At 51.2% G+C, this 26,234-nt stretch carries 28 protein-coding genes and 1 tRNA gene; 23 read left to right on the top strand and 6 right to left on the bottom strand.

The genetic code is table 11. The features are described from left to right. Positions 1-91 precede the first annotated feature (91 nt). The 3 genes from fadJ to FFB58_RS10540 form a co-directional block, all read right to left on the bottom strand. Positions 92-2,239 (bottom strand): fatty acid oxidation complex subunit alpha FadJ, encoded by a 2,148-nt coding sequence (gene fadJ, locus FFB58_RS10550; RefSeq protein ID WP_138369842.1) that lies wholly within the window; start codon positions 2,237-2,239, stop codon positions 92-94. Beyond that, positions 2,239-3,549, bottom strand: a complete 1,311-nt coding sequence (gene fadI / locus FFB58_RS10545) for an acetyl-CoA C-acyltransferase FadI (protein ID WP_138369841.1) — start codon at positions 3,547-3,549, stop codon at positions 2,239-2,241. The genes fadJ and fadI overlap by 1 nt, the downstream gene beginning before the upstream one ends. Before the next feature lie 154 nt (positions 3,550-3,703). Next, positions 3,704-3,988: a YfcZ/YiiS family protein gene (locus tag FFB58_RS10540; protein ID WP_138369840.1), complete on the bottom strand. Its 285-nt coding sequence runs from the start codon at positions 3,986-3,988 to the stop codon at positions 3,704-3,706. 372 nt (positions 3,989-4,360) lie between these two features. On the opposite strand from FFB58_RS10540, the gene fadL reads away from it, so the two are divergent. Beyond that, the gene (fadL, locus tag FFB58_RS10535; protein WP_171029954.1) at positions 4,361-5,683 is read left to right on the top strand and encodes a long-chain fatty acid transporter FadL; all 1,323 of its coding nucleotides are present in this window, start codon (positions 4,361-4,363) and stop codon (positions 5,681-5,683) included. Positions 5,684-5,731: 48 nt separating this feature from the next. Here fadL and mlaA read toward each other — a convergent pair whose 3' ends face one another. After that, positions 5,732-6,484, bottom strand: a complete 753-nt coding sequence (mlaA, locus tag FFB58_RS10530) for a phospholipid-binding lipoprotein MlaA (protein ID WP_039030929.1) — start codon at positions 6,482-6,484, stop codon at positions 5,732-5,734. A 315-nt stretch (positions 6,485-6,799) separates the two neighbouring features. On the opposite strand from mlaA, the gene FFB58_RS10525 reads away from it, so the two are divergent. From FFB58_RS10525 to FFB58_RS10470, 12 genes are all read left to right on the top strand, one after another. Further along, complete coding sequence (locus tag FFB58_RS10525; protein WP_039030928.1) at positions 6,800-7,729, top strand: formate/nitrite transporter family protein; 930 nt, start codon at positions 6,800-6,802, stop codon at positions 7,727-7,729. 75 nt (positions 7,730-7,804) lie between these two features. After that, a tRNA-Arg gene (locus FFB58_RS10520) sits at positions 7,805-7,876 on the top strand. A 189-nt stretch (positions 7,877-8,065) separates the two neighbouring features. Continuing rightward, the gene (locus tag FFB58_RS10515; RefSeq protein WP_138369839.1) at positions 8,066-9,343 is read left to right on the top strand and encodes an integrase arm-type DNA-binding domain-containing protein; all 1,278 of its coding nucleotides are present in this window, start codon (positions 8,066-8,068) and stop codon (positions 9,341-9,343) included. A 91-nt stretch (positions 9,344-9,434) separates the two neighbouring features. Next, positions 9,435-10,406, top strand: a complete 972-nt coding sequence (locus tag FFB58_RS10510) for a hypothetical protein (protein WP_138369838.1) — start codon at positions 9,435-9,437, stop codon at positions 10,404-10,406. Positions 10,407-10,520: 114 nt separating this feature from the next. Further along, positions 10,521-10,721 (top strand): AlpA family phage regulatory protein, encoded by a 201-nt coding sequence (locus FFB58_RS10505; RefSeq protein ID WP_138369837.1) that lies wholly within the window; start codon positions 10,521-10,523, stop codon positions 10,719-10,721. An 18-nt stretch (positions 10,722-10,739) separates the two neighbouring features. Beyond that, the gene (locus FFB58_RS10500) at positions 10,740-11,306 is read left to right on the top strand and encodes a Rha family transcriptional regulator (protein WP_138369836.1); all 567 of its coding nucleotides are present in this window, start codon (positions 10,740-10,742) and stop codon (positions 11,304-11,306) included. A 3-nt stretch (positions 11,307-11,309) separates the two neighbouring features. After that, complete coding sequence (locus tag FFB58_RS10495; RefSeq protein WP_138369835.1) at positions 11,310-11,831, top strand: host cell division inhibitor Icd-like protein; 522 nt, start codon at positions 11,310-11,312, stop codon at positions 11,829-11,831. Then, positions 11,828-12,700, top strand: a complete 873-nt coding sequence (locus FFB58_RS10490) for a tyrosine-type recombinase/integrase (RefSeq protein WP_138369834.1) — start codon at positions 11,828-11,830, stop codon at positions 12,698-12,700. Before FFB58_RS10495 ends, FFB58_RS10490 begins: the two co-directional genes overlap by 4 nt. Next, positions 12,697-12,972, top strand: coding sequence for a hypothetical protein (locus FFB58_RS10485; RefSeq protein ID WP_138369833.1), 276 nt, complete (start codon positions 12,697-12,699; stop codon positions 12,970-12,972). Before FFB58_RS10490 ends, FFB58_RS10485 begins: the two co-directional genes overlap by 4 nt. After that, on the top strand, positions 12,972-13,193 hold the full coding sequence (locus FFB58_RS10480) for a hypothetical protein (protein ID WP_138369832.1): 222 nt from the start codon (positions 12,972-12,974) through the stop codon (positions 13,191-13,193). Before FFB58_RS10485 ends, FFB58_RS10480 begins: the two co-directional genes overlap by 1 nt. 227 nt (positions 13,194-13,420) lie before the next feature. After that, the gene (locus tag FFB58_RS10475) at positions 13,421-15,169 is read left to right on the top strand and encodes a DUF5906 domain-containing protein (RefSeq protein ID WP_138369831.1); all 1,749 of its coding nucleotides are present in this window, start codon (positions 13,421-13,423) and stop codon (positions 15,167-15,169) included. 153 nt (positions 15,170-15,322) lie between these two features. Then, the gene (locus FFB58_RS10470; protein WP_138369830.1) at positions 15,323-15,793 is read left to right on the top strand and encodes a single-stranded DNA-binding protein; all 471 of its coding nucleotides are present in this window, start codon (positions 15,323-15,325) and stop codon (positions 15,791-15,793) included. 297 nt (positions 15,794-16,090) lie between these two features. Here FFB58_RS10470 and FFB58_RS10465 read toward each other — a convergent pair whose 3' ends face one another. Beyond that, complete coding sequence (locus tag FFB58_RS10465; RefSeq protein ID WP_138369829.1) at positions 16,091-16,519, bottom strand: hypothetical protein; 429 nt, start codon at positions 16,517-16,519, stop codon at positions 16,091-16,093. A 199-nt stretch (positions 16,520-16,718) separates the two neighbouring features. On the opposite strand from FFB58_RS10465, the gene FFB58_RS10460 reads away from it, so the two are divergent. From FFB58_RS10460 to FFB58_RS10425, 8 genes are all read left to right on the top strand, one after another. Next, positions 16,719-17,336 (top strand): hypothetical protein, encoded by a 618-nt coding sequence (locus FFB58_RS10460; protein ID WP_138369828.1) that lies wholly within the window; start codon positions 16,719-16,721, stop codon positions 17,334-17,336. 31 nt (positions 17,337-17,367) lie between these two features. Then, complete coding sequence (locus FFB58_RS22875) at positions 17,368-17,508, top strand: hypothetical protein (protein ID WP_171029953.1); 141 nt, start codon at positions 17,368-17,370, stop codon at positions 17,506-17,508. Positions 17,509-17,510: 2 nt separating this feature from the next. Then, positions 17,511-18,143, top strand: a complete 633-nt coding sequence (locus FFB58_RS10455; protein ID WP_138369827.1) for a hypothetical protein — start codon at positions 17,511-17,513, stop codon at positions 18,141-18,143. A 200-nt stretch (positions 18,144-18,343) separates the two neighbouring features. Continuing rightward, complete coding sequence (locus FFB58_RS10450; protein ID WP_138369826.1) at positions 18,344-19,441, top strand: hypothetical protein; 1,098 nt, start codon at positions 18,344-18,346, stop codon at positions 19,439-19,441. Between the two features lie 9 nt (positions 19,442-19,450). Further along, positions 19,451-19,795 (top strand): hypothetical protein, encoded by a 345-nt coding sequence (locus FFB58_RS10445; protein ID WP_138369825.1) that lies wholly within the window; start codon positions 19,451-19,453, stop codon positions 19,793-19,795. Positions 19,796-19,896: 101 nt separating this feature from the next. After that, positions 19,897-20,430 (top strand): helix-turn-helix domain-containing protein, encoded by a 534-nt coding sequence (locus FFB58_RS10440; protein ID WP_138369824.1) that lies wholly within the window; start codon positions 19,897-19,899, stop codon positions 20,428-20,430. A 1,074-nt stretch (positions 20,431-21,504) separates the two neighbouring features. After that, a complete protein-coding gene (locus FFB58_RS10430) occupies positions 21,505-22,494 on the top strand; it encodes an Abi family protein (protein ID WP_138369823.1) in 990 nt (329 codons plus the stop codon). Between the two features lie 232 nt (positions 22,495-22,726). Beyond that, positions 22,727-22,948, top strand: a complete 222-nt coding sequence (locus tag FFB58_RS10425; RefSeq protein ID WP_138369822.1) for a hypothetical protein — start codon at positions 22,727-22,729, stop codon at positions 22,946-22,948. 36 nt (positions 22,949-22,984) lie between these two features. Here the strand turns inward: FFB58_RS10425 and FFB58_RS10420 are convergent, their stop codons facing one another. Beyond that, on the bottom strand, positions 22,985-24,901 hold the full coding sequence (locus tag FFB58_RS10420; RefSeq protein ID WP_138369821.1) for a flagellin: 1,917 nt from the start codon (positions 24,899-24,901) through the stop codon (positions 22,985-22,987). Positions 24,902-25,099: 198 nt separating this feature from the next. On the opposite strand from FFB58_RS10420, the gene FFB58_RS10415 reads away from it, so the two are divergent. Next, positions 25,100-25,636 carry an isochorismatase family protein gene (locus tag FFB58_RS10415; protein WP_138369820.1) on the top strand — a complete coding sequence of 179 codons (537 nt, stop codon included), beginning with the start codon at positions 25,100-25,102 and terminating at the stop codon, positions 25,634-25,636. Positions 25,637-25,670: 34 nt separating this feature from the next. Then, entirely contained in the window at positions 25,671-26,210 is a 540-nt protein-coding gene (locus tag FFB58_RS10410) for a DUF2058 domain-containing protein (RefSeq protein ID WP_039032031.1), read from the top strand. Positions 26,211-26,234 lie beyond the last annotated feature (24 nt).

Genomic DNA, 26,234 nt, shown 5'->3' with positions numbered 1-26,234 from the left:
TTTTTACCTCAACGGCGTAAGTATAGTCAATGTCAGTTTACAAATTAGACAGGACCAGACCCTTCAACGGCGGATTTACTCTTATTTGACCTTAATTTACAAGGTCAGTTTCCTTTGCTGGCCAAAATCGCAGCCCCTGATCCGCCATCTGCAATAAAGCGTCACACGGCGTAAACCGCGGCCCATATTGCACAGCCAGTCGTTGTAAAATCGCAACAACTTCACCCGCACCTAAGCTATCCATATAGCGGAACGGGCCACCCAGGAAAGGTGGGAAACCAATGCCAAACACGGCGCCAATATCGCCGTCGCGGGCATTTTTAATGACCTTCTCATCAAAGCAGCGCGCCGCTTCGTTGAGCATCATCATGACGCAACGTTCTGCGCACTGTGTCGCAGAGAGTTTGCCCTCGCCGGCAGGCTGAATAAGCCCATAAATTGCCGGGTCTACCTGTTTCTTGCTTTTACGCCCTTTTGGATCGTAAAGATAGAAACCGCGTCCATTTTTTCTGCCTTTGCGATCGTCATTCAAAATTGCAGAAACAATGTTTGCAGGTGCGCTAAACCGTTCACCGTAAGCGCTTTCCAGCACAGGTATAATTTTAGTGCCGGTATCGATTCCCACCTCATCCAAAAGTTGGATTGGGCCGACCGGGAAACCAAACTTCACCAGCGCGTTATCGATATGTTCAACCTTTTCGCCTTCAGTCAGCAGGCGCATGGCCTCATTGATATAAGGCGCCAGAATGCGGTTGACGTAGAACCCGGCTTTATCGGCCACCACCACCGGCGTTTTGCCCTGCATTTTTGCCAGCTTCACCACGGTGGCAATGGTCTGCGGGCTGGTTCCGGCGTGCGGGATGACCTCCACCAGCGGCATTTTTTCTACCGGACTGAAGAAATGCAGCCCGATCACCTGTTCAGGGCGTGCGGCCCCGGCCGCAATATCGCCAATAGGCAACGACGAGGTGTTGGAGGCAAAAATGGTGTGCGGGGCACAGTTCGCCTCTACCTCGGCCACCATCTGCTGTTTCAGGGCCAGATCTTCGAATACCGCCTCAATTACCAGATCGCGATGCCGGAAACCGCTGTAGTCAGTGGTGCCGGAGATCAGCGCCAGCTGGCGATCGCGCTTGCTGGCTTTGATATGGCGGCGTTTGACCTTTTTATCAAGCAACTGCCAGCTGTACTGAAGGGCGTGGTTGATCCCCTTCGGGTTGATGTCCTTGATCCGCACCGGTAATTTGCCTTTGCTGGCGCTGACGAAAGCGATACCGCCCCCCATCAGCCCGCCGCCCAGCACACCGACAGACTCCAGCGGCGCTGGCTCCGCCTCGCTGCCGGGATCTTTTTTCACTTCGGTACTGGCAAAAAAGATGCTGCGCAGCGCCTGAGACTGTGGGGTCATCGCCAGTTCGCCAAAGGCTTTCGCTTCTGCGGCATAGCCACTGCTGCTGCCCTGGGTCAGGCCGGTATGGATCACCTCGAGAATGCGTTTTGTCGCCGGGTAGTTCCCCTGGGTTTTTTGCTCGGTTTTTTTGCCCACCATGTTGAACAGCAGCGCACGGCCCAGCGGCCCTGCCAGCACGCGCTCGCGCACCGGTAAGCGACGGGTGTCCGGTTTGCCTTTCAGGGCCAGCGCAACGGCGGCCTCCAGCAGAATGGAATGCGGAACTACTTCATCCACCAGCCCGACCTTCAGGGCCTGGCGCGGGCGCAGCTGTTTACCGGCGAGGATCATCTCCAGCGCCGTGCTGACGCCCACCAGACGCGGCAGACGCTGGGTGCCGCCCGAGCCCGGCAGTAAGCCAAGCTGCACTTCCGGCAGGCCCAGCACCGTTTTGGCGTCGTCGGTGCAGATGCGTGCGTGACAGGCCAGCGCCAGCTCCAGACCGCCGCCGAGGCAGGCCCCGTGGATCGCCGCAATCACCGGGATCGGCAGGGCATGAATTTCGGCCATGATCTGCTGCCCCTGACGGGCCAGATCTTCCGCCACCTGCACGCTTTCGGCGCGGGCAATCATGTTGATATCGGCCCCGGCAATAAAGTTGTCCGGCTTGGCCGAGATAAACACCAGCCCGCGCAGGTTTTTGTTTTCACGCACCTGCTTGAGGATGGCGCGAACCTGGCCGCCAAACTCCGCTTTCAGGGTATTCATCTTCTCGCCTGGCGCATCGATGGTGACCACCGCCACGTTGTCCAGACGCACGTGCAGGGTAAACGCCGTTGTCATCTCCATTATTCAGCCTCCAGAACCATTGCGGCACCCAGACCACCCGCGGCGCAGGCGGTGACCAGGCCAAAACCGCCGCCGCGACGGCGCAGCTCATGCAGCGTCTGGGTGATCATCCTCGCCCCGGTCGCCGCAAAGGGGTGACCGTACGCAATAGAGCCCCCCAGCACGTTAAATTTGCTCTCATCCACTTCGCCTGTAGCATGGGCGCGGCCCAGCACGTCCCGGGCAAAGCGTTCGCTGGCCAGCAGTTGCACGTTGGCCAGGGTCTGCGCGGCAAAGGCTTCGTGCATGTCGATAAGCGTCAGATCGTCCATGGTAAGCCCGGCACGTTCAAGCGCCAGCGGCGTGGACCAGGCCGGTCCCAGCAGCATGTCCTGCCAGACATCAATGGCGGTGAAGGCGTAGCTGCGCAGATAGCCGAGCGGCTTCAGGCCCAGCTCTCTGGCGCGAGATTCGGTCATCAGGATCACCGCCGCCGCGCCGTCGGTTAACGGAGTGCTGTTCGCTGCGGTGACGGTGCCGTGTTTGCGGTCGAACGCCGGGCGCAGTTTTGCGTAATCCGCAAGCGTAGAGGTGCCGCGAATATTGTTATCCTGGCTGAGCGGCTCGCGGAATGGCGGCGTATAGGCCGTCATGACCTCGTCCGCCAGTTTGCCTTCCGCCCAGGCCTGAGCGGCGCGCTGGTGCGAGCGGTGTGCCAGGGCATCCTGCTGTTCACGGGTGATGCCGTAGGTTTTCGCCATCTGCTCGGCGGTATCGCCCATGCGCAAGCCGGTGGAATATTCCGCCACGGCTGGCGGCACAGGGAGTAAATCGCGCAGACGCAGGCGCGAAAACAGCGACAGGCGCTGCCCGGTGGTGCGGGCTTTATTGACGTCCACCAGCACGCGGGCGAGCTTTTTGCTGACGCCAATCGGTAAAACGGACGAGGAGTCGGCGCCGCCAGCAATCCCGGCGCGAATGGTGCCGGTTATCAGGCTCTCCGCGACGTTTGCTACCGCCTGAAAGCTGGTGGCGCAGGCGCGACTCACGCTGTAGGCATCGGTGTGAACGTTCATCCCGGTGCCCAGCACGATTTCACGGGCGATATTGGGCGCTTCCGGCATTTGCACTACCTGGCCAAAGACCAGCTGTTCAATTACTTCGGGAGGAATTTCACTGCGAGCCAGTAACTCTCCTACGACCATTTTCCCCAGATCGACGGCAGGAATGCCATGAAACGCCGTCGCCTGACGGGCAAACGGCGTACGTAATCCACTGACAATGGCAATGCGATCGCCCTGACGGGTGATTAGCGGTAATGCCTGACTCATAACGCTCCCCTGTGAATAACAAATGCGCAAAGTGGTCTGACCTGATAACAGTCTTAACCAAATTTTTACATTAGCCAATCAGGGAGAAGAAAAATTGCGAGCGAACACACAGAGAGCAAACGAAACGCCTCCGGGAAGGAGGCGTTGAAAGGAATTAGCGCAGACCGAGTTGAAAAATCAGGGATTCTGCTTCGCAGCTGAACACGAAGTCGATGTCCAGGCGAACCCCGCTTTCCACGTCGGTGAAGGTGGATTTAATTTCGCACGGTTCGGACTCCACGCCGCGGGCTTTTTCGGTCAGGGCAGCCAGCGTCTCTTCGGCGTCGGCACGGCTAGCGAACTCACGGCTGTAAGAGGCGGTGCAATCCGTGTTGTCCACGATGGTGCCCACATCCATACAGCAGCAAACCGGGGTTTCATCAGCACTGCATTTACTCATAGTAGATTTCCTCTGAATTCGCGCACGGCGCGAGAATAGACACGATGCTGATATTTTACGCCCCGGGCGGGGGTGGCTCCAGTTGTTAATGGCCGAAAACCGGGTAAGTGAGCAATATCACAAGTAAAAATGATCTAAAACAAAAATCACCCATTCGGAGGAAGCGAACTGGTCACAATTTTGCCACCCAGATCCCGTTTCGAAAAACATATCAGTAAATATTCACAAACACTCTTGCAACATTCTATCTGGTCAGACCTATACTCTCGCCACTGGTCTGATTTCTAAGTGTTACCACAGACCCTACACTTCGCGCTCCTGTTACGGTATGTAACAAATATTGCATAAAAATAACTCAATGAGGTTATGGTCATGAGCCAGAAAACCCTGTTCAAAAAAACTGCGCTGGCAGTCGCAGTGGCAATCGTCTCCACCTCCGCCTGGTCAGCGGGATTCCAGCTTAACGAGTTCTCTTCCTCAGGCCTGGGCCGTGCCTATTCCGGGGAAGGCGCCATTGCTGATGACGCCGGGAACGCGAGCCGTAACCCTGCCCTGATCATGATGTTTGATCGTCCAACCTTCTCCGCAGGTGCCATTTTTGTTGACCCTGATGTAGATATCTCCGGACGCTCTCCAACGGGCGCAAGCCTGAATGCGAGTAATATCGCGCCAACAGCATGGGTTCCAAACCTGCACTTCGTCGCGCCAATCAATGACCAATTTGGCTGGGGCGCGTCCGTTACCTCTAACTACGGACTGGCGACCGAGTTCAATAACAACTACGCGGCAGGAGCGTACGGCGGTACAACCGACCTGGAAACCCTCAACCTGAACCTGAGCGGTGCTTATCGCCTGGATAATCACTGGAGTTTCGGTGTTGGGTTTGATGCTGTGTATGCAAAAGCGAAAATTGAGCGCTACGCGGGTGACCTGGGTCGCATCGTCGCAGGGTCCGGCGCATTACCTCCGGCTCTGGCACGTCAGGTCGCCGGGATCCAGGGAGACACCCAGATTGCCTACCTGAAGGGTGATGAGTGGGGCTTTGGCTGGAATGCCGGTATTCTGTATGAAATCGACAAGAACAACCGGTATGGCTTTACCTACCGCTCTGAAGTAAAAATCGATTTCGATGGCGACTATAAGAGCAGCCTGCCTTCAGCCTACAACCAGATCCTGGGCAACTTTGGTCTGCCGATGGGAACGGATGGCCGCACCACTGGCGGTTCTCTGACCCTGAATTTACCTGAGATGTGGGAACTGTCCGGCTACAACAGAGTCGCACCGCAATGGGCTATCCACTATAGCCTGACTTACACAAGCTGGAGCCAGTTCCAGGAGCTGAAAGCGACTAACAGCGGCGGTGATACGCTTTTCTATAAAGATGAAAGCTTTAAAGACGCGTACCGCATCGCGCTGGGTACCACCTACTATATGGATGATAACTGGACGTTCCGTACCGGTATTGCCTTCGATGACAGCCCGGTTCCGGCAGACAAACGTTCTATCTCCATTCCGGATCAGGATCGCTTCTGGCTGAGCGCCGGTGCAACCTACGCATTCAACAAAGATGCCTCAATCGATGCGGGTGTCTCTTATATGCACGGTCAGAAAGTGTCGTTCCAGGAAGGTCCGTATGAGTTCTCTTCTGAAGGTAAAGCCTGGCTGTATGGCATGAACTTCAACTACGCGTTCTAATCACATCACGATTAAAAAAGGTGAGCCCTGGGGCTCACCTTTTCTTTTTTATTCCGCATCAATCTCGGAGAGTTCGTTTTCGATCGCTTTCGCGTTCGGATTCTCTTCCGGTTTCAGCTTGCCGCCGTTAGCAATGAAGTCGTGGTTCTGGAAGTAGGCCTCACGCACCATGAGATACGGATCGGAGGACTGACGCAGCAGACCGTCGGAATCCAGCAGCTGCGCGCGCGTCTCTACCCCTTCCAGCGTCCATTTACCCACCGACAGCGGCCAGGTCAGCCATGACAGCACCGGATAGAGCGTATCGACCATGTCGCCGCCATCGTCACGCAGGGTGAAGCTACCGTAGAACGGCAGATGCACGTACGGGCCGTAACCCACATTGTAGTGACCCAGAGTACTACCGAAACGGTGCGGCTGCTCGCGCTGCAGCTTCGGATTCGCCATCCCGGCAACGTCAATAAAGCCGCCCATCCCTAACAGGGTGTTGAGGAAGAATCGGGTGAAGTGGACCATCCCCTGATAAGGATCGCCCTGCAGGAAGTAGTTCGCCATGACCGCAGGCTCTTCGAGGTTGCTGGTGAAGTTGCTCAGGCCGTTACGGGCAGGCTGTGGAACATAATCCCGCCATGCCACCGCAACCGGGCGCACCACATACGGATCCAGCACGTTATAGTTGAAGTTGTACATGGTGCGGTTAAATCCTTCCAGAGGATCGGAGCGCCCCTGCTGCTCGCCGGAGCTGGCGCAGCCCATCAGCAACGTGGTGCTCAGCGCAACCACCGACAGCCCAAGTTTCATATCGTTCTCCCTGTTAAGTATGGCTATCAGCAAAGCCATCCGTCATGGCGCTTTCGCGCTCTGTCTGTAAACGTGCAAGTGATTGTATCAGCACGACTACTGATGTCTACGACCACAAATCGGGGCAATAAACACGCTCTGGTATGATCTCAGAATAGCCTGGCTTTGGGTTTTCGTTTGGCTGGCAATTTTATACGGCCTTTGCCATTGATGTATCGCCTTTATTGCCATTGCGGGAATTTAAGAGCATCCCCACGGGCGGCGGAGGAAAAAGCGCTACGCTTAAGGGGTATTAGCCACCTCTGGAGCATTAAAATGGACGAATTAAAAGACGAGAAAATAGACGGTCATACCGAAGAACTGGAAGTTGAAAGCGAGGAGAAACGCCGGGGAAAGAAGATTGAGGTCGATGAGGACCGGCTACCCTCACGCGCGATGGCAATACATGAACATATTCGCCAGGACGGTGAGAAAGAGCTGGAGCGCGATGCCATGGCGCTGTTCTGGTCGGCCATCGCCGCCGGACTATCGATGAGCGCCTCATTGCTGGCGAAAGGGATTTTCCACGTTGAGCTCGAAGGCATACCCGGCGGCATCATACTGGAGAACCTCGGTTATACCTTTGGCTTTATTATCGTGATCATGGCCCGCCAGCAGCTGTTTACGGAGAACACCGTCACCGCCGTACTCCCGGTGATGCAAAGCCCGACATGGGGCAATTTCGGCCTGCTGATGCGCCTGTGGAGCGTGGTGCTGCTCGGTAATATTATCGGTACCGGTGTCGCCGCCTGGGCGTTTGAGTATATGCCGATATTCGACGAGCCCACCCGGGACGCCTTTGTGAAAATTGGTATGGGCGTGATGGAAAATAGCCCGTCGGAGATGTTCGCCAACGCCATTATCTCCGGCTGGATCGTTGCCACTATGGTCTGGATGTTCCCGGCTGCCGGTTCGGCAAAGATTGTGGTTATCATACTGATGACCTGGCTTATCGCCCTCGCCGATACCACCCACATTGTGGTGGGGACAGTGGAAATCTTATATCTGGTGTTTAACGGCACCATCCACTGGACCGAGTTCTTCTGGCCCTTCGCGCTCCCTACCCTGGCAGGCAACATCTGCGGCGGGACCTTTATCTTTGCCCTGCTCAGCCATGCGCAGATTCGCAACGATATGTCGAACAAGCGCAAAGCTGAACTGAAAGCCCGGCAGGAAGAAGAGGAAGAACGCAAAAAATCGGCGTGAATGGCGACACTTTAAGCAGTCAGGCGGTGACGCGCTTAACGCATTGTCTAAATGACGTTATACTCGTGCCGCTTCGTCCCCTTAGTTAAATGGATATAACGAGCCCCTCCTAAGGGCTAGTTGCAGGTTCGATTCCTGCAGGGGACAAATCCCAAACATTTCACCAAGTTTCACATCACTTCAAAAACCCAGCAATACCAAGCTTTTCGGGCATAACACTCATAAAATAGACTTCATATCACTTCATGACATTGCATCATTTTGCGGGTATATTTGTGGGCACATCTCAGTTCGATATTGAGATACCCGCAATTTACACCATGAGGTCGGCAAACAATGGCTATAAACAAACTGAAGCCAATGGAAGTTCAGAACGCCAAACCCGGCGAGAAGGACTATAAGCTGCCTGATGGTGGTGGACTTTACTTACTAGTCAAAAAAGCTGGCGGCAAATACTGGCGATTCAATTACCGATTCGGCGGCAAGCATGCAACGCTGGCGCTGGGCGTTTATCCAGACGTTCCACTCAATACAGCCAGAAAGCGCCGTGATGAAGCCAGGCAGATGCTGGCTGACGGTAAAGATCCGCGAGAGATAAAGAAAGCAGAAAAAGACGAACCCACTTCCCCGACGTTTGAAGCTGTGGCCAGAGAATGGCACCGGGGAACAATGGGCCATCCTGAGTGGAAAGAGATAACACGTAATAAAATTCTGCGGGAAATGGAAAACCATATTTTCCCTGCTATCGGTAACAAGCCTATCGATACCCTGAAGACTCGCGATCTGCTACCAATGCTGATCGTCATGACTGAGCAAGGTATTGGCGCCACAACTGGCCGTGTAAAAACCACAATGGCGAGTATCTTCCGTTACGCCGTACAGCGTGGGATTGTCGATTACAATCCAGCTCACGACTTAAAAGGCGCGATCGTCAATCCAAAGACACGGCACCGCCCTGCCCTTCCCCTCGAAAGACTGCCGGAACTGATGGAGAGAACGGTTACTTACAGCGGCAGACCATTAACCCGGCTTGCTGTTTTGTTCTCATTACATACCTTTGTACGTTCCAGCGAGTTACGTCACGCCAGATGGGAAGAAATAGACCTTGAAACCGGCCTGTGGACGATACCAGGGCAGCGCGAGGAAATTGCAGGAGTTAAGTACTCGGACCGCGGTGCAAAGATGGGAAGCGCACATTACGTACCGCTATCCAGCCAGGCTATCGAGGTGTTGGAAGAAATTAAGAAAATCAGTGGCGAATATCTACTGGTCTTCCCTGGTGATAGCAACCCATACAAGCCAATGAGCGAGAACACCGTGAACAAGGCCCTGCGTGTAATGGGCTATGACACCCAAGCCGATGTTTGCTTACATGGATTCCGGGCAATGGCCTGCTCTGCTCTAACTGAGTCAGGGCTATGGTCGCGTGATGCTGTTGAACGGCAGATGAGCCATCAGGAACGAAATGAAGTACGGGCAGCTTATGTTCATCTGGCCCAGCATATGCAGGAACGCCGCCGCATGATGCAATGGTGGTCTGATTATCTGCAGGCCAATGCGGATAAGCATGTAGCTCCATATGATATGAAGATGTTGCGAGTAGTTGGCAGTTAACAGAATAGACTGAGGCTAGCCCGGCCAGGCGAAAAGCAGTAACACCTGCTGCCTGCCTCAGTTTTCATCAGGTGCGCGTATAGGTGACGTGATGAATGCAAAAAAAGCCTCTCTCCTAAAAGACCAAGGGGAAAGTAGTGTTTGGAAAAAAAATAACATAGCAGCATTAGAATACTGTGATCTCCACAGAGCGGCTGAGTTGCTCAATTGCAGAGTGGATGACTTGCTTCACTGGGCAGAAATTGGGGCTATAGAACTTTGTTTAAAATTCTCTGGGCTAAAAGCATCGCTCAAGCATATTGAGCTGAGTTCTAAGTATCGTAGAAATCCTGCCGAATGGATTAGAAATAGACTAACCACTGGGTATTTCGATAAATATTTAGCCACTAAAAACAACCAGCTCAGTGGGTTGATGCCTATCATAGGGCCAGAGCCAAAAATCAATGATGATGGAACATTTGAGCAAGAATTTTACTTTGAAAAACCATTACCTGCCCTTATATGTCATATCTTCGGGGTATGGGGGCTAATAACGTTTCGCCATGATAATTTCTTTGCATCATTGAAATCTTCAGGGAAAACGCAGGTTACGGGGTTGAATTTACATCTTAAACCGGCAGATGAAGATCTAACAATGGATTCGATACGTTTACAGCCATCATCTGAGTTGTTCGATGAATTTGACGGTCTAATGCAGCCCGCCCAAACTCTTTTCACTATCACCCCATCTGACTTATTCATAACAAGAAAGCAAATAGAAAAAATATTCATCCATGATGGAAAGGTAATTCCTAACTACATAAATGGTGGTGTTGACAGCCCTCAGGAGATTGCTCCATCAGCCGTTAGTGAAGAAATTAATCTAAACAAAAATATGCTGGGTGGACTCATAGATATGCTGATCTGCTCTGTGCCGGAGCTGGGGCAAGATGTCGCCAATGCAAGCACGAATAAGAAAAGAGATCTTCTGGAAGCTTTTCTTGCTGAAAAGCAAAAGTTAAATCACTTGGTTGATTACAGCATTCCTGGTTACGACACATTCTCTAAGTATTTCAAAAACTAAATCCCGTTCCGATTTCGGAAGAAATCGTTTCGACTTCGGAACATCATTTCCTTTTTAAGCTGTTTAATTGCCGTGTTGATTACACAAACTACATAACACGGCAGGTGAACACATATGATTGCACAATCCTACCCTCAAACTGGACATGCTCGCCCAAGAGCTACCGCAGATTTCCTCAAGGTCAGCACAGTTACATTGTGGCGTTGGGAAAAAAACAAGTCTGACTTCCCTAAATCTACTCGCCTATCAGAACGTGTATCTGTTTACGACGCAGCAGAGATCCGCGCCTGGCTGGAATCCAAAAAACACTACTAATTCCCTGGAGTAAAAATCATGAAATTGAAAAATTCTGGTTTAGCTGCCAGCGGCCTCGCTCAATCTGATGACACTGATAGCCTAATTGTCGGATATACCGAACCGACAATGAGCAGCCTGCAGATGGTGGAATACATTAATACCGAACGTCAGGCAAAGGACGCTGGATATAAGAAATTGAGACATGCTGACTTTCTCAAGAAAGTGGAAAAGGTATTGGGCAAAGATCACTCAACGAAATTTTTCGCTCAGTACACGGATAGCACCGGTCGAATATTGCCATGTTTCCATTTCCCCAAGCGTGAAGCCTGCTTGATGGCAATGAGCTACAGCTACGAGCTGCAAGCCGCCATATATGACTACATGACCGAGCTGGATAAACACCATAGCGGTTATTTGAATTACACCGTAAGACAATTGCAGGACATTGTATCAGACGCCCGTAAGACATCGGACGTAGATTCAAGTGATGCCGGTTTTCGCCTGCAGAAACGCAAAGGTGATCTGCTTGTCCTAAGCAAAGCCGAACGCCTAGTTGAAGCATTGGGGCAAATGAAGCTCAATCTTGAAAATTGCGGGCGGTAAGACATGCGTAATACAAAAAATCTCTTGCCCTTAATGCCCGGTTCAGCCTACAGTAATAACGCACCAGCAAAATCTGGTGCCGGGCGTTGCAACCCGGAAAACATAAAGGCGACAACAGACGCCTATAGCGTCTTTTTTATTGTCGTAATGTCAGTACCCCCATTTTCAGCGGCACAGATCCGCACCGAATCTATGGTGGCGCTGGCAGGGCAGCTTTCGGGCTGGCCGGTTTCCTTTGTGTCCGGTATTGCAACCCCTGTCAGTGTCACCACCAATCATGAGCGTTGCAACTCTGGTGGTGACTCCTTAAAACACACAAAGGAGATCATCATCATGATGACGGCCCCAGTACAATCTCAAACCAAATTTATTTGGATTATCGCCGCAGTTCACCGCGATACACCAATAATCACTGCACAACTCCATCGTATAGCCGCAGAAAGCGAGCAAGAAGCACGTCGCGCATTAGCACATGACCATGTCTGTTTCTTTGCAGGCCGTATACGTCAGGAGGCCTCTAAATGAACCTTCATACCCTGACAGCCAAAGCGCGCGAGCTGCGTGGAAATGTTGTTAAATCCATCAGCACCAAAGGCTCACGCACCATGCAGCCTGTTTACGATCGCGATGAACAGCGCAAGCTGCGCGAAAGAGTCCAGCAGACTCAACCAGAGTGGATGCTGCTGTGGTGGGATATCTCGGTTTGCACAGGTTGGCGAACCAGTGACGTATGTAGCCTCCGTTATTCCAACATCAATTGGGAAACGGGCAAAGTCACTATCATTGTTGCGAAGCAGACCAAAGCAGCTGAAGCACGTGCGTCCCGCAAAGGTATCGAAATAGTTCGCCAGCAACGAAAGGATGCCGCGCGTATAGCTGGCGATCATATTGCCTATATGCAGTGGGATAGCATCTCCTGTGATGAGCTGGCAGCACTCATGACTGATGCTGAACAAGCCATTGTGTTTGATCTGGTTTCCCGTGCTGATGTGAAGCACGACACCAAGCAACTGCCGCTAGGCATTATAAAACGCCTGCGCCAACGTCAGGAACGTAACCTGGTGGATGACGATCTGGTGTTCTCCCGCTCCCAGATTGAAAGTAACCGTTGTCAGTCTCTGGAAGGTAGCGTTACCCGACAGACAATCTGGAAGAAATTGCATAGTGTTATGGAGTGGTTCAACCATTTCATTAACGCAAAACTCCGCCTGAGTGCTTACTCCACTAGAAAGATTGCTGCCTTCAACTTGATGAGTGCCGGCGGTGAGCAGGGACTTCTGATTGCCTCCGAAATGCTGGGCCACAGTAACCCATCCATTACCCGAACATACCTGCAACTCAGCAGCAAAGCTGCAGATATCCAATCCAGATTAGCGTTGGAGGTATTATCATGAAAACCGCAAAAATTTCTCATCTCGATATTGTGGATTCGCGTAACACTGATGTGGAAAAGGAAATGACGAGAGTCGATCTCATCAATGCAGGATGCAGTGCGATCTGTTACGTGAAACAGGTCAAAGGCGTGCTCACATCACTCATGGATATTCAGGAAGCAATGAAAGATGACGAGGAATCATGGCGTTTAGATGCCCTTCTGACCCTTGCACATATGGCGCAAATGGAGCTTGAAAAAATTGTAAATTCTACTGGGAAGGAGCCTAAATAATGAGCAGATTCCAACTGATAGACGCGCAATGCCGTGTGGAACAGGCGCAGGCTGTCTTATCTGTCTGGCTTGAATGCGGTGTGGCAGACGATCGAGACCAGGCCATGATTGGTTCCTTGATAAGCCTTTTAGAAGGCGTACCTGAGGCAATGATTTCTGTTGAGAACGAAATGGTCGTGCACGAAATGCAAGTACATAGGGAAAAGAATAAGTGTGCATAACACTGAATTTTTTTTGGCAGGGATGCCCGAATGATAGCCGCGTTTGCATGACCTGTTATGGCAGCTTGTAGCTGTACAATACTAAGCTCGCGCAGGAAATAAATTATGAAAAAGAAATTATCCGGCTTTACTGCCGAGGGCTTCGCTCACCCTAACGCCGAGCCGGACCATAGACGGGAATCCCCGCAATTTATTAAAGAAATTTAGCCAGTGAGAGTATACGAATAATGAAAAGAGCGCCGAACGTCAAAGAATTACCGAAAGATAAACTCACTGAGGCAATAATTTTTGCTGGCACTGAGGCATACAGTCACGCCCAACACTGGATCGAGTCTGAGGGTAAAAGAGCCGGTGACGATGTGCCCCCCGTGTACATTGGTGAAAAGCAGCTGGCAGAGCTGGACAGTCTGATTATTATCGACGAAGGGCGCGAAAGCGCCCGGGTGTACCGCGCTGGCGATATTACCCAGACACAGCTCACCACCATTGCTACAAAGCTGGCGCTGGCCGGCGTGCGTCAGGCGCGTTTCTTTGACGGGATGTACCAGACATCTCCCAAAGAGGACTGGTCCGCCCGATTGCCTGGCTTGAAGCGTGAAGCGGAGAACGGCGAAAGCATCGTGAAGGTCGCAGCTACTGGCGTAAGCCTTTCTCAGATGGCTGATAATAAAAAGGCGTTGCTGCTGGCCGCGCGTTACAACCGGATCGCCATCCACGCCGAAAGTGAAGCTGTCCACGCCTACCGCGCTGGAATATGGGAAAAGGCTACACAGTTAGAACTTAGCCGCGAAATGGTGGCTATCTACAATGAAAACCAGACAGACTTCAGCAAACGGCACATAAATAACGTCATTGAGGCGCTTAAAATCGTTATCCCGATGATGGAGGAGCCACGCCGGAACCTGATCGCTTTTACCAATGGCGTTTACGACATGCAAACCGGGCAATTCTCAGAGCATAGCGCCGACAACTGGATTACCAACCATAACGGTATTGAGTATTCCCCGGCGGTACCCGGCGAAAACCTTCACGATCACGCGCCAAACTTCCATAAATGGCTAAGTTACTCATCAGGTAAAGACGCGCTTAAGATGCAGAGGATCTGCGCCGGGCTGTTTATGGTGTTGGCTAACCGGTACGACTGGCAGCTTTTCCTGGAGATAACCGGGGAAGGGGGAAGCGGTAAAAGCGTGTTCACCCAGGTTGCTACGCTACTGGCCGGGGAGCATAACACCGCCAGCGGGAACATGGTGGCGCTCGATACGGCTCGTGGCCGCGCTCAGTTCGTTGGCAAGAGCATGATCACCTTGCCAGACCAGCCTAAATACACCGGCGAGGGAACAGGCATTAAAGCCATCACCGGCGGCGATGCCGTCGAAATCGACCCGAAGAACGAGCATCAATTTACTGCCATCCTGCGGGCCGTGGTGATCGCCACCAATAACACGCCAATGATATTCACCGAACGGGCCGGGGGCGTTGCTCGCCGCCGGGTTATCTTCCAGTTCAATCATCGGGTGAGGGAAGAAGATAAAGACCCGGAGCTGCCACGCAAGATTGCTGCTGAAATACCGGTCATCATCCGCCGGCTGCTGGACACGTTTGCTGATCCTGACGATGCCCGGGCATTACTTATTGAACAGCGCGACAGCGCGGAGGCGCTCGAAATTAAAAGGGCGTCAAATCCAGTATTGGATCTCTGCGCGGCGCTGGCTTTTATGAGCGAGCCTCGAGGGATGGAGATGGGCGGCGGGAAGCGGTCGGAAGAAGACCGCAATCCGCGCCAGTACCTGTATCACCTGTACCTTTCATTCATGGAGTATCAGGGGCTGGCAAAGCCGTTAAGCGTTACCGAGTTTGGCAAGGCGGTAAAGGAGGCGGCCAAGGAGTACAAGGCCGAATATCTGACCCGGACGATAAAGGGCAGGCGACAGACCAATATCCAATTAACGGACAAAGCAGACGAATATCTGTAAAGGCTGATTGGTTATCTACCTTGTCTACCCAATGTGAGAAATGCCTTTAAATTCAAGGCTCCTATTGGGTAGATAACTATATTTTTATTATCTACCTATTATCTACCTTATCTACCCAATGAAAGTATTCAGACGACGCGAAGGATTAAAAATATGACAGCACAAATTTCAGCGTACGGGCGGCTGGCGGCAGATGTTCAGAGCAAAACAACCAGCACCGGCAACCCGATGGCGTTTACCCGCATGGCGGTGACATTACCGTGTCAGAAAGCAGAGAACGGAGAGGCCACCTTCTGGCTGGCGGTCACCGCGTTTGGCAGGCAGGCCGAGGCGCTGGCGAAGCATCAGAAAGGCGATTTGGTGAGCGTGGCAGGCAATATGCAGGTGAACCAGTGGACGGGTAATGACGGTGGCACACAGACCGGGTATCAGGTGATAGCTGACAGCGTGATCAGCGCCAGAACGGTCCGCCCGAGCGGTAAAAAAGGAGCACAAGGTCAGGCGACCAATGCGCTAAACATGGCTAAGGAACAGCAGTTGAAAAGCGCCAAATCTGGAACACAGTCTGCGCCCGGATGGGAGATATATCAGATGCCGGATCCAAAGGATGATGTGCCATTTTAAGCGCCATACCTGGCCCATTACCAGCATTGGGGTCGCTTCTGTGTAATGATATGAGCCAGGTATAAAACAATATGAGTATCAAGATCAGGCTACAGGGTAATGCAGTAAGAAAATGATTAATAAATCCACAAAATAGCATTCACACCTTACGCACTATACAGCGCTGCTTTGAAACCCTTGCCAGCTCAGGCTTTCAGGGGTAGCCCCTCTAATGTATAAATTTCAGCATTTGTATACAGAACATAAAAAAAGCGGCCTGCAAGCCGCTCTAATCCTGACGTTGGAATGTAGCCGGGTCTAAGTTTTCGCCATTACTCTAAGTTTGAAGTTGTTAACATCTGCCCTACCCCATTTTCCACCCTTCGATGTAGTGTATCCCAGTTCATTTAGCCGGTTCGCAATCGCCACATTCACCTTCCTGTCTTTGGCTTTTGCAGTCATGTCCTGAACAATTCCGGTAATGACCTCGGCGTCATAGAATGCTGCCTTGGTGGTCTCAACACGCTTCTGATTCTTAGCGACAGATGATGAATTCAGTAATGTAGCAGCAGCTTCCAGTTTGCCCACCAAAGTATCAAGCCTTGCCTCAGCGCTGTTGTACGGCTGCTTTAGATATGCACGTAGCGCATCAACAATTACCGCCGTATTACTGGTGCCTGACGCAGCAGCTTTGAGGGAGTCAGTAAGGTCTGAAGGTATACGAAACGTAATTGTGTTGGACGCCATGGATCACCTGTAAGATATTTGTAATACCAAACTATTGTACAGGCGAAACCTTTAAACGTTAGAAAGTTTTTTATTATTTCACATCATTTCATTTTATTAATTAGATAGTTGAACTCATTCCGCGCTCTAAATTTCTTAGAGAAATATCATTATTATTTTCCTACCGGCAATCCCGCCGAGGTAATAGGAAAATTTGACGATGCCAAACATCACCCGCTTTAACGTAGTTACCTCAGAAAACGATTTCATCATTACCGCCGACCTGGATAACGGAAATCAAATCAGCTTTCGAACCAAAGAAGATGCCGCAGCTTTACTGACTCTTGCCATGAAGCAACTTTCATCAGCATATGAACGAGTCACAGCAGCTGAAAACCGCGCCGCAGCAGCAACCAGAACGGCTGATCGGTTACGGAAAAAAACAGGAGACCAACAACCAGCTGGCGCTGGCCAGCCACCGCAATCACACGGTGAATTTCTGAAGATGGTATGGAAAGCCGTCCCGTCATTCACATTAGGTGTTGAGCGAGACCCGCGGGCAATCGCCATCGATGTTTTGCGCTTTGTGCCGATGACCGCGCTTAAAGCGGCATCTGGTTATTCACAGGTAGAACACATCCCCCTGTCTGATGCCGTTAGCGTACTTGAAAGCGTTGGCGCTTACATGAAAGTAAACGGTATCCAGTCGAAGCCATATGTTCCAAGCATTAACGGAAAAGAAGCCGCTAAGAAACGGGCTGAGTGGGATGAACGAGCCAAATTTGCGGATACCGAAAACCTAAAGAACAAAGAGTTCTGGAAGGATCGGGAATGGTGATTTGTAAGATTAAATGCCCATGAGGTCACGCATGAATAAACCAAAAAAGCCCTACCTCGAAATGATCCGCAACGCTGTTAAGCCCCAACGATATATTCCCAAGGGAAAAAGCAGAGGATTGTCTACGGATCCTAAAGTTGCGCCTGTTGATGCCAAAAAATATGGGGTCTAACCATGGGAAAGAAGAGCGGAGTTACTATCAGGTCAGACACAGCAAGCGACGTGCTGAAGCGCATACAAAGCCTGAAGGATATCGATGTGCTTATCGGAATACCGGAGGGTAAAGCGCGTGCTGATAGTGACGGTCTAAGTAATGCCCAGCTCGGCTATCTTCAGGCCACCGGCGCGACAATCAAGATACCGGCGCACGAGATAACCATAAACAGAAGCATTAATGCTGATGGCTCTCTGCGCCGGGGTGGTCGTTTCGTTAAAGCGAGTAAAGCCAATTTCAGCACTACACACCATATAAGCGAGCAAATCGTCACGTTGCCGCCCCGCCCTTTCCTAGAGCCAGGTATTGCCAAAAGCGAGAAGGAAACAATCCCTCTCATGCGATCGGCGGTTAACCTTGCACTTAATGGCAACACATCCGGAGCCATAGCAGAATTAAACAGGGCCGGGCAATTAGCAGCTGACGCAGCGATAGGCATCATCGGTGAGGGGACGGAACTGGAACCGCTGGCACCATCAACGCGCCGGCAGCGCATGGCGAAAGGACAGGACATTAAGCCGCTGTATGTCACCGGCAGCTTGATGAAGTCCATCACTCACGTCGTCAGATATAAAAAAGTAGGGATGGCCTGAGATGAAAACGACTTTTTCGATCGTGACCAATCAGGATTTTCACCGGAGAAAATCGACGCTGCGCGGAACAGCTGCGATACCGAAAGAACTGCGGCAAACAATCACTGAAGTCGATATGCGGTCGCGTGCAGAAGGTATACCAGAGCTGTATTTGTTCCAGTCGACAGGATCAGTAACTTTGAGGTCAGGGGGTAAAAAACGTGACCACTAACTGGATGCGCCATTTTGAGCTGCGCCTGCTGAATGATGCCGGACAGGGCATTTCTCTGTCAGATTTTAAGGTGACGTTCGCGATCGACTGGACCAACTCCATGTGGCCGCGTGTCGCAACGCTGAAAGTTTATAACCTCAGCGAGTCGACCAGGAGCAAGCTATTAGGAAAAGAGTTCTCGCGGATCACGATCATTGCCGGGTATGACGGGCTGGCGCCGTCGGTATCGGAAAGCCAGGTCGGACAGGTAACAGAGATATACCCTGGACAGGCCGGGCAGACTCGAGGTCAGAACTTCGGAGAGATTTTCAACGGTGAGATCCGCTTTACGATAACCGGTCGCGATAACCCTACCGACATTTTTACCCTTATCCAGGCTATCGATGGGCATCGAGCATTTAACGAGGCGGTCTCGGTTGGCACGCTATCGGCTGGCTATAAGCTGTCAGATGTTCACACCATGATGATGAAGGACTTCTCGCCGTTCGGTATCACCCAGGGCGTTACCGGAGAGTTCCCGGATCGCGTTATGCCCCGGGGCCGGGTGTTCTACGGCATGACCCGTGACTATATGAGCAACCTCGCGGCGCAGTGCAACGCCAACTGGCAAATAGTCGACGGGCAGGCTCAGATGGTCTCTGAGGACAGCTTTTTACATGAAGCTGTTGTTCTGAACAGCAATACCGGGCTCATCGGGATGCCGCAGCAGACTATGGGCGCGGGCGTTAACGTTCGTTGCCTCATCAACCCCAACATCAGGGTGAACGGCTTAATCCAGCTCGACCAGGCATCCGTTTACCGTTCGCAGCTGGTAGACCAGGATCTCTATCTTTCACGCTTTTACGAGAAGAGCATTGACGGTAACCTGGTGCCAATTGGCAAGATTCAGGATGAGAAGGGTAATTTTGTCGATGCTCCCCCTAAATCTCAGCCCGCCAGTGTGGCCACTGACGGTGTCTATTTCGTCCATTCAATCAGCTTCACCGGCGATACGAGGGGCACTGCGTGGTACATGGATCTCATGTGTTTTGCCCGCGGCGCGAAAGAGCTCTACAGCAACACCGCCATGTTAAGAACAAGCTACTGAGGTGCAAATATGCGCAAAATTTTAGGCACTTACTTTTTTATTCTTTCGTCCGTTTCTACCGGCGCGATCGCGGATTCGCAGTGTGGTGATATCAAAGTCCACTGGGCTGACGATGGGCTGGCCAGAATTAATGGCGCCAAGCCTGAAACGCAGAAAATTACCTTTCTGGGTAAAGAGGGCGATTACGATAACGTGAAATTTGAATGGATCGTTGCGACCAGTATTCCCGGGCGCTGGATGGGGATGGAGTTCGTCGGCCGGAACGGCAAAGCGATACTCAACACGCAATGGCTGCAGGCCAGCATGGATGCCCCGAAACAGTTCGCCACTTACGACTGCGTGAAGGTGGACTAACGGTCAGCACGGTAGCTTAAGAGGTTTATTAACCTGAGAACAGGACTAGCAGGAGCTGTAGTATGCTCCTGTGTGCCATAAAAAGAAGGAAATGGATAATCATGTTAATGAGTAAAGCAGAGTACGCCCGGCATTGTGGTGTAAGCCGACAGACGGTTTATGAGTGGATCGAGAAAGGCGAAATTGCTTTAGCCGGACGCAAGATTGATGTTGAGGCAACAGAACTACTCCAGCGAGCAGCTGCTTCCGGCGAAGTGCCTTCCAAAACAGGCTCTGACCTTTGGCCTCACCGGACACTTGAAATGACGTGGGGTGAATTCTGGAAAGCGGTTAAAGCTGGTGATCGTAAACATCCGGCTCCGACCGCCCCTGAAGAAATTCAGCAACGAGTATTACAGGCTGCCGATGAGCTTGGTGTGTCGGCTTCTTTCTTGGATGACGGGCAGGGGATTTACCTGAACGATGGTGATCTTGAATGCTATATCCAGCAATATGACTTATTGCAGAATGCAGAATTAGCCATCGACATGCTGCGTCGCTATGCCTGTCTCGCCGCAGACGAAGCTCCGGACGACATTGACGACTGGAGCCCGGAAGGTATTAAAGCGCTCTCTATTTGGGATAAAAGCCGCTGATGCTGGCTGGTTAGCCTGACAGTTCTTGCCCCGATCACAAAGTGTCAATCTGCTGGAAAATTCGAAAACCGAGGTTGACACTTTTCACCACCACTCCGGAAAACGAAACGGATAACTTGACACCTCTGACACTCAAACCGCGGGAAAACGGGGGGTGATTGCGGAAAAGTGTCAACCTGCTGACAGGAATGTACAGGCTTAGTAATGGCGCAATGTATGCAAATGTTAACGCTCCCCGGCAGTTCTCAGGCGGGTAAATCTTTAGTTTTCTTAAGTGCAGAACGTGTGCGGAATATCCGGGCAGTCACCTGAAATTGATAACGTTCTGCAGCACCTGAATTGCGACGTTTTAGCTCACCGGAATAATGATGATGACACCACACGAGATGGCATCACTGACAGCAGCAAAACTGGAGCATGAGGGACATGAAGTTAGCGAGGCAGAACTGCGGGAGATTGAGCGCGAGATAATGGCCGGCGCCCGGCGGCAGGAATGCTACCGGAACATGATGAGATCACCCTCTTTCCAATGGCGCAAGCCCACGCAGCTGCGGCGCTGATAAATCCATATCAACACACCTTCAAGTCTGTAAATTACGCAGTTGACCACCTTACACAATGCCATTCTGGGTAGGGGACTATCCCCGCAGGTAGACAATAGTAGATAACGCAAAATTTATTCTCTACCCGCTGGAAGCCTTATGTAGCAAGGGCTAGGGGGTGTTAGGTAGACAGGTAGATAACCCTCCCTTACTTCTATGAAACACGGCAAACTCAGAACAATTTCACTGTGAAATGCTTTTTTTGTTGGCTTCTAATTTCGACCTGTGTGAACGATAGGTACAATCAATCAACACTACAGGTATTAAACTTAATAGTTAAAACAACTACATCTTGTATCTTTTGATGGATTACCCGTAATCTTCAGTTGTTTTACTTCACCGGCCTCATTGACTTTTCCCATACAAAGTATAGATTTTACGGCAACCGAGCCCGATCCCCTGTTTCTCCGTAACCTATATGGTTTGTGAGTCTCACGGTCGGGCCTTTTACTATCTAGCACCCAGCTTCTTAATGATTCCAGCCAAACCGCATAAAGAATACCAACAGCAACTCGACCTTTTATTAGATCGAGGCATGGTTATTGGTGATCAAGCGAGGGCAATGAGAAAACTATCCCAAGTGGGTTACTACCGTCTATCTGGGTTTTGGTACATATCCAGAATCATTCGAACCAGTGACGAAGGCTTTTCATATAGGACAGATGAATTCCTTAGTGGAACTTCTTTTGAGCAAGCATATGATCTGTACTTGTACGACAAAAAGCTTCGTATGCTGATGATGAACGCACTTGAACGTTTAGAAATTCATATTCGCTCTGTTATCGCACATGAAGTCGGTAGGTTTCACCCTCTTGCTTATCGAATGGAGGAATTTATAAACCCGAAATTTCTCCGTGGTAGCCGTAGCAATTTCGAAGAATGGCTATCCAAGCAGGACAAAAAAATTGCTGATTGCCGTGATGAATGTATTCAATGGCACATGCGAGAGAATAAGGAGATTCCATTCTGGGTAGCAGTTGAGACTTGGGATTTCGGACAAATGTCTCGTTACTATGCAATGCTCAACGGACGAATGCAGGCTAAAATCATCCAACGGTTTGGGTTGGATAACAAAATAACTTTTAGCAAATGGTTGAGCTGTCTTAACCTCCTTCGCAATCGCTGTGCACATCATTCTCGCATCTGGAACAGAACACACCCGCCAGTACCAATCCCGAATAACGAATTTTTCGATAGACTGGGATTAAATAGCCATACCAATGAGCGACTTTATAGTGCGATTTGCATTATATGGTATATGGTCAAAATGATAGGTCCTAGCTCGACTTGGCTACGCCAAGTTGTAGAACTTATAGATAACAAACCTAACTTACCAGGATGTAAGTTTGAAGCAATGGGGCTTCCCCGCTCAGGATTTCCTCGGAGCAGATTTGGTTCCGATTTGGGCTTTGTTATTGCCGACAACGAACCAATTGACCAAGCAGCCAACAACGAAAACTAGTCTTATTCTAATTCATTGCGGGTACTTTTGCGGGTACCATTCATTGAACAAAAAATAAAATTAAAGAATAACAAAGGGTTATGTTTAATTTCGATTCCTGCAGGGACACTTTCCCGCTTTCAACTTTCTCTCCAGCCAATAGCACCCATACACACAACGTCACCTGCCGCTGTGCTGTACTCTCGCGCCGTTAGAACGAATTCCCACCTGAGAAAAACAACGGAGTAATGGAATGAAAAGAATTCTGATCGCTTTGGCGCTAATCGCCCCCTGCTCTGCCTTTGCCGGGGTGGTGTTCCATCCGGTAGAGCGCGCGGCCGTAGTCGCAAATTCCAACCACCCTGTCGCAGCGGCAACCGTTACCGCGCAGGCAAGAAATCACCGGGCAGCCAGAGTGGATGCCGTTAGCTGTAACGACGGGCGCTGCGTCCAGCACGGTAATGTTATTCGCTAAGCGTTATGGAGCCCCACAAGCCGGGGCTCCATTCTGTTATTTCATTGAGTCATTCAGAAGAGACAGCACCACCTGCGGTGTCTGATTGGCTTTGGTCATTAACGAGGCAAAAGTTTCCTGAAGCATCTGCGCCCGGGCCATGCTGGACACTTCTGCGGCGTAGTCCGCATCTTCAATCCGTGAACGGGACGCATTAACCGCAACCGACATCGTCGCCTGCAGATTTTGCGTCGACTCCAGACGGTTCGCCACCGCCCCCAGCGTGCTGCGTCGTTCATCGACCTGCTTAATGGCATTGTCGAGCGCCGCCAGAGGATTCGCAGGGTTTTTCAGGCGAATTTCGTCACCGATTTCAGAGATATTCAGGGTCGTATAGTTGGTTGCGGCATCCGTGGAGGCACTGAAAGAAGCCTGGTAGTAGATCTGCAGATCTCCCAGACCATTCAGCGTTTTAAGCAGGTAGCGGGCAGGCGTCTCATCAGTGAAAACCAGCGTGGCTTTTTTGGTCTCGGTGCCGTTCACCACATCCATGTAGTAATTACCGTCCGCATCCAGGCGCAGCACATCGTTCGAGATATTGCCGTCGCCATCGGTGTAACGCACGTTGACCTTCGCAGGATCCATCGTGACCAGGGACGACCCGCTGACCCGGGTCACATCAGAGAAATTATTCAGGCTGATGGCATTGTTCGCCGTCACTACAAGCGAATGGGCACTACCGTCGGTCGTTGTCGTTACCGAGGCATTGTAATAGCTAAAATTACCGCTGCCATCGTCCACTTCCAGAATGTACTGGCTGCCTGACTTCAGCAGTCGGGAGTTAGCGGCGGAGAGCGGGTTATTACTCGCATCCTTAAAGCTCAGCGCTGCGGTCGTGGCATCAATATTGGGTGTGGTCGTCACGACAGCCGGAAGCGTGGCGAAATCTGTATCCAGTTTTGCCGTGGTGCTGGTCATTTGCGCGGTGACGGCACCCGTCGAACCGTAGGTTAGCGTGGCAGGATAATAATAATCATCCTGCTCAATATAATACTGGCCGTTTGATTCTCTAATTGATGGCGCGGGGCTATTACTCAAAACATCCCCATTGGTGTCGAGATAGCTCACCGAAGAAATTGGCCGACTATTAAGCTGGGTGACGCTGCTGTAGAGTGGCACGCCATTGTTTGCACTGACATCAACGCTTCCGGTTCCGCTGGCGGTATTCCAGCTTGCGGCAGTATTAGCCTGGTAAAATACAGGTTTCCCGTCAGCTCCCGTATCCTGAATATAATACCGGCCGTCAGTGGCGTTGCGCACCAGCTGTGGCGCGTTGTATGAACCTGACGGATACCAGGTTACGCTGACATTACCGCTGTTCAGGTCGATATTACTGGCGCTTCCCGCCACCTGATTGATATCTGAAACCTTGCCGCTGATACCGCGAATAACGAAATCCTTCAGGCCGATATTTTCAACACTGAAGTTTTTCGATAAATCGAGGGAGATTTTTTCATTATCCCGGGTGCCGACCTGAAAACCGACCGTTCCCGCGCTACCATTCAGCAGATTAATACCGTTAAAGTCGACGGAGCCGTTCAGACGGTCGATCTCCTTAAGGTTTAAGTTGATTTCAGCCTGAATGGTATCGGCATCCGCCATGGTATTGGATTCACTGAGCCCTTTAACCGTAAGCTCGCGGATGCGCTGTAGGCGGTTGTTGATTTCATCCATCGCGCCTTCGGCCGTCTGGATCATCGACAAGCCGTCGCCAGCATTACGCTGCGCCTGTTGCAGCGCATTTTGCTGGCTGGTCATGCGGTTAGCAATGGCCTGGTTGGCCGCATTGTCTTTGGCACTGTTGATGCGCATGCCGGAAGAGAGATTGCGGATCGACTGCTCCAGAGCAGAGGTATTTTTTTGAGATTGACCCCGAAGCGTCAAGGCCATCAGGTTAGTTTTTAGGCTCAGCATTCCGATATACCGATACAGGTTTCGCTGGAGAGGTTATCGACCGGATTCAGGATTAGTTGATGATTTATTTGAGCCTTAACCAAATTTAGTAGGGGTTAAACAGATGTTATTGCAGCTATGTTAATTCGATTCAGGGCAACAAGAATGTCCTGCAGCGGCAAATAACCCTGCCATCAATACTGTTTAAAGGGGATAAAGATGTCTAAAGCACTGCTCATCATCGATATGCAGAATTTTGTCACACAAAGAATTCAACAGGGCGTGGATTACTTTCCGCAAAACAGTATTGAAAACATGACCGCTGTGATTGAGAAATTCAGAAAATCAGGCACCCCGGTCATACACGTTCGCCACCAGACGCCTGAAGAGGGCTCGCCGCTCCATCACAGCTCATCCTCCAGCTTACCTCTAGAGTCTTTTAAAGAACTCAACAACGAACCGGTCTTTATCAAACACACCTCCTCCGCGTTCAGCTCAACGGGTTTGTTTGATTATCTGCAGGATGCCCGTATTTCAGAGCTGGTGGTTATCGGTGCCGTAGCCGGATTCTGCGTTAACTCCACCGTCAGATCGGGCGCTGACCTCGGGTTAAAAATCACTGTGTTAAAAGATGCGGTGATCAGTTTCGAACTTGAACAGTATCAGCTCAGCGCGAAAGCCATTCTGGATGTCACGCTGGGGCTGCTTGCTGCCGGTTTTGCTCAGGTTATCCCTGCCACGGAATTAAAGGTATAATCTGCCCATCATTTGACAGATTTCAGAAACGAAGATGACCAAACTCACACTCCAGGAACAGATGCTGAAGGCTGGCTTAGTCAGCAGTAAAAAGATGGCAAAAGTGCAGCGCACCGCCAAAAAATCCCGCGTTCAGGCGCGTGAAGCGCGAGAAGCGGTGGAAGTGAACAAACAGGCGCAGATTGAGCGCGATAAAGAGCTCAGCGAGCAGCAAAAGCAGGCGACCCTGGCTAAAGAGTACAAGGCGCAGATCAAGCAGTTAATTGAGATGAACCGGATCGTGGTAGCGAAAGGCGATATTAGCTTCAACTTCACCGACGGCAATTTGATTAAAAAAGTGCTGGTGGATAAGACCACGCAAAAACAGCTGATCAATGGCCGTCTGGCGATTGCGCGTCTGGTTGCCGGGGCGGATCGCGAAAGCGAATACGCCATCATCCCTGCGGTTGTCGCCGATAAAATTACGCAGCGTGATGCGAGCTATATCGTGTTCAGCGGCGAGTTGACGCAGGAAGCGAAGGACGAAGACGATCCGTACGCTGATTTCGTCGTGCCGGATGATTTGATGTGGTAATCCCTAAAGCCCCCCTCTCCCGGA

It is taken from the genome of Enterobacter sp. MF024 (assembly GCF_005843915.1).
GTDB lineage: Bacteria > Pseudomonadota > Gammaproteobacteria > Enterobacterales > Enterobacteriaceae > Enterobacter > Enterobacter barmai.
The sequence above is the reverse complement of the archived record's forward strand: the minus strand, read 5'-3'. Positions and strand labels throughout refer to the sequence as shown.

Excerpts from the sequence above, each read along its gene's own strand:
- fadJ (WP_138369842.1), bottom strand. The coding sequence starts at position 2,239 with ATGGAGATGACAACGGCGTTTACCCTGCACGTGCGTCTGGACAACGTG.
- fadI (WP_138369841.1), bottom strand. The coding sequence starts at position 3,549 with ATGAGTCAGGCATTACCGCTAATCACCCGTCAGGGCGATCGCATTGCC.
- FFB58_RS10540 (WP_138369840.1), bottom strand. The coding sequence starts at position 3,988 with ATGAGTAAATGCAGTGCTGATGAAACCCCGGTTTGCTGCTGTATGGAT.
- fadL (WP_171029954.1), top strand. The coding sequence starts at position 4,361 with ATGAGCCAGAAAACCCTGTTCAAAAAAACTGCGCTGGCAGTCGCAGTG.
- mlaA (WP_039030929.1), bottom strand. The coding sequence starts at position 6,484 with ATGAAACTTGGGCTGTCGGTGGTTGCGCTGAGCACCACGTTGCTGATG.
- FFB58_RS10525 (WP_039030928.1), top strand. The coding sequence starts at position 6,800 with ATGGACGAATTAAAAGACGAGAAAATAGACGGTCATACCGAAGAACTG.
- FFB58_RS10515 (WP_138369839.1), top strand. The coding sequence starts at position 8,066 with ATGGCTATAAACAAACTGAAGCCAATGGAAGTTCAGAACGCCAAACCC.
- FFB58_RS10510 (WP_138369838.1), top strand. The coding sequence starts at position 9,435 with ATGAATGCAAAAAAAGCCTCTCTCCTAAAAGACCAAGGGGAAAGTAGT.
- FFB58_RS10505 (WP_138369837.1), top strand. The coding sequence starts at position 10,521 with ATGATTGCACAATCCTACCCTCAAACTGGACATGCTCGCCCAAGAGCT.
- FFB58_RS10500 (WP_138369836.1), top strand. The coding sequence starts at position 10,740 with ATGAAATTGAAAAATTCTGGTTTAGCTGCCAGCGGCCTCGCTCAATCT.
- FFB58_RS10495 (WP_138369835.1), top strand. The coding sequence starts at position 11,310 with ATGCGTAATACAAAAAATCTCTTGCCCTTAATGCCCGGTTCAGCCTAC.
- FFB58_RS10490 (WP_138369834.1), top strand. The coding sequence starts at position 11,828 with ATGAACCTTCATACCCTGACAGCCAAAGCGCGCGAGCTGCGTGGAAAT.
- FFB58_RS10485 (WP_138369833.1), top strand. The coding sequence starts at position 12,697 with ATGAAAACCGCAAAAATTTCTCATCTCGATATTGTGGATTCGCGTAAC.
- FFB58_RS10480 (WP_138369832.1), top strand. The coding sequence starts at position 12,972 with ATGAGCAGATTCCAACTGATAGACGCGCAATGCCGTGTGGAACAGGCG.
- FFB58_RS10475 (WP_138369831.1), top strand. The coding sequence starts at position 13,421 with ATGAAAAGAGCGCCGAACGTCAAAGAATTACCGAAAGATAAACTCACT.
- FFB58_RS10470 (WP_138369830.1), top strand. The coding sequence starts at position 15,323 with ATGACAGCACAAATTTCAGCGTACGGGCGGCTGGCGGCAGATGTTCAG.
- FFB58_RS10465 (WP_138369829.1), bottom strand. The coding sequence starts at position 16,519 with ATGGCGTCCAACACAATTACGTTTCGTATACCTTCAGACCTTACTGAC.
- FFB58_RS10460 (WP_138369828.1), top strand. The coding sequence starts at position 16,719 with ATGCCAAACATCACCCGCTTTAACGTAGTTACCTCAGAAAACGATTTC.
- FFB58_RS22875 (WP_171029953.1), top strand. The coding sequence starts at position 17,368 with ATGAATAAACCAAAAAAGCCCTACCTCGAAATGATCCGCAACGCTGTT.
- FFB58_RS10455 (WP_138369827.1), top strand. The coding sequence starts at position 17,511 with ATGGGAAAGAAGAGCGGAGTTACTATCAGGTCAGACACAGCAAGCGAC.
- FFB58_RS10445 (WP_138369825.1), top strand. The coding sequence starts at position 19,451 with ATGCGCAAAATTTTAGGCACTTACTTTTTTATTCTTTCGTCCGTTTCT.
- FFB58_RS10440 (WP_138369824.1), top strand. The coding sequence starts at position 19,897 with ATGTTAATGAGTAAAGCAGAGTACGCCCGGCATTGTGGTGTAAGCCGA.
- FFB58_RS10430 (WP_138369823.1), top strand. The coding sequence starts at position 21,505 with ATGATTCCAGCCAAACCGCATAAAGAATACCAACAGCAACTCGACCTT.
- FFB58_RS10425 (WP_138369822.1), top strand. The coding sequence starts at position 22,727 with ATGAAAAGAATTCTGATCGCTTTGGCGCTAATCGCCCCCTGCTCTGCC.
- FFB58_RS10420 (WP_138369821.1), bottom strand. The coding sequence starts at position 24,901 with ATGCTGAGCCTAAAAACTAACCTGATGGCCTTGACGCTTCGGGGTCAA.
- FFB58_RS10415 (WP_138369820.1), top strand. The coding sequence starts at position 25,100 with ATGTCTAAAGCACTGCTCATCATCGATATGCAGAATTTTGTCACACAA.
- FFB58_RS10410 (WP_039032031.1), top strand. The coding sequence starts at position 25,671 with ATGACCAAACTCACACTCCAGGAACAGATGCTGAAGGCTGGCTTAGTC.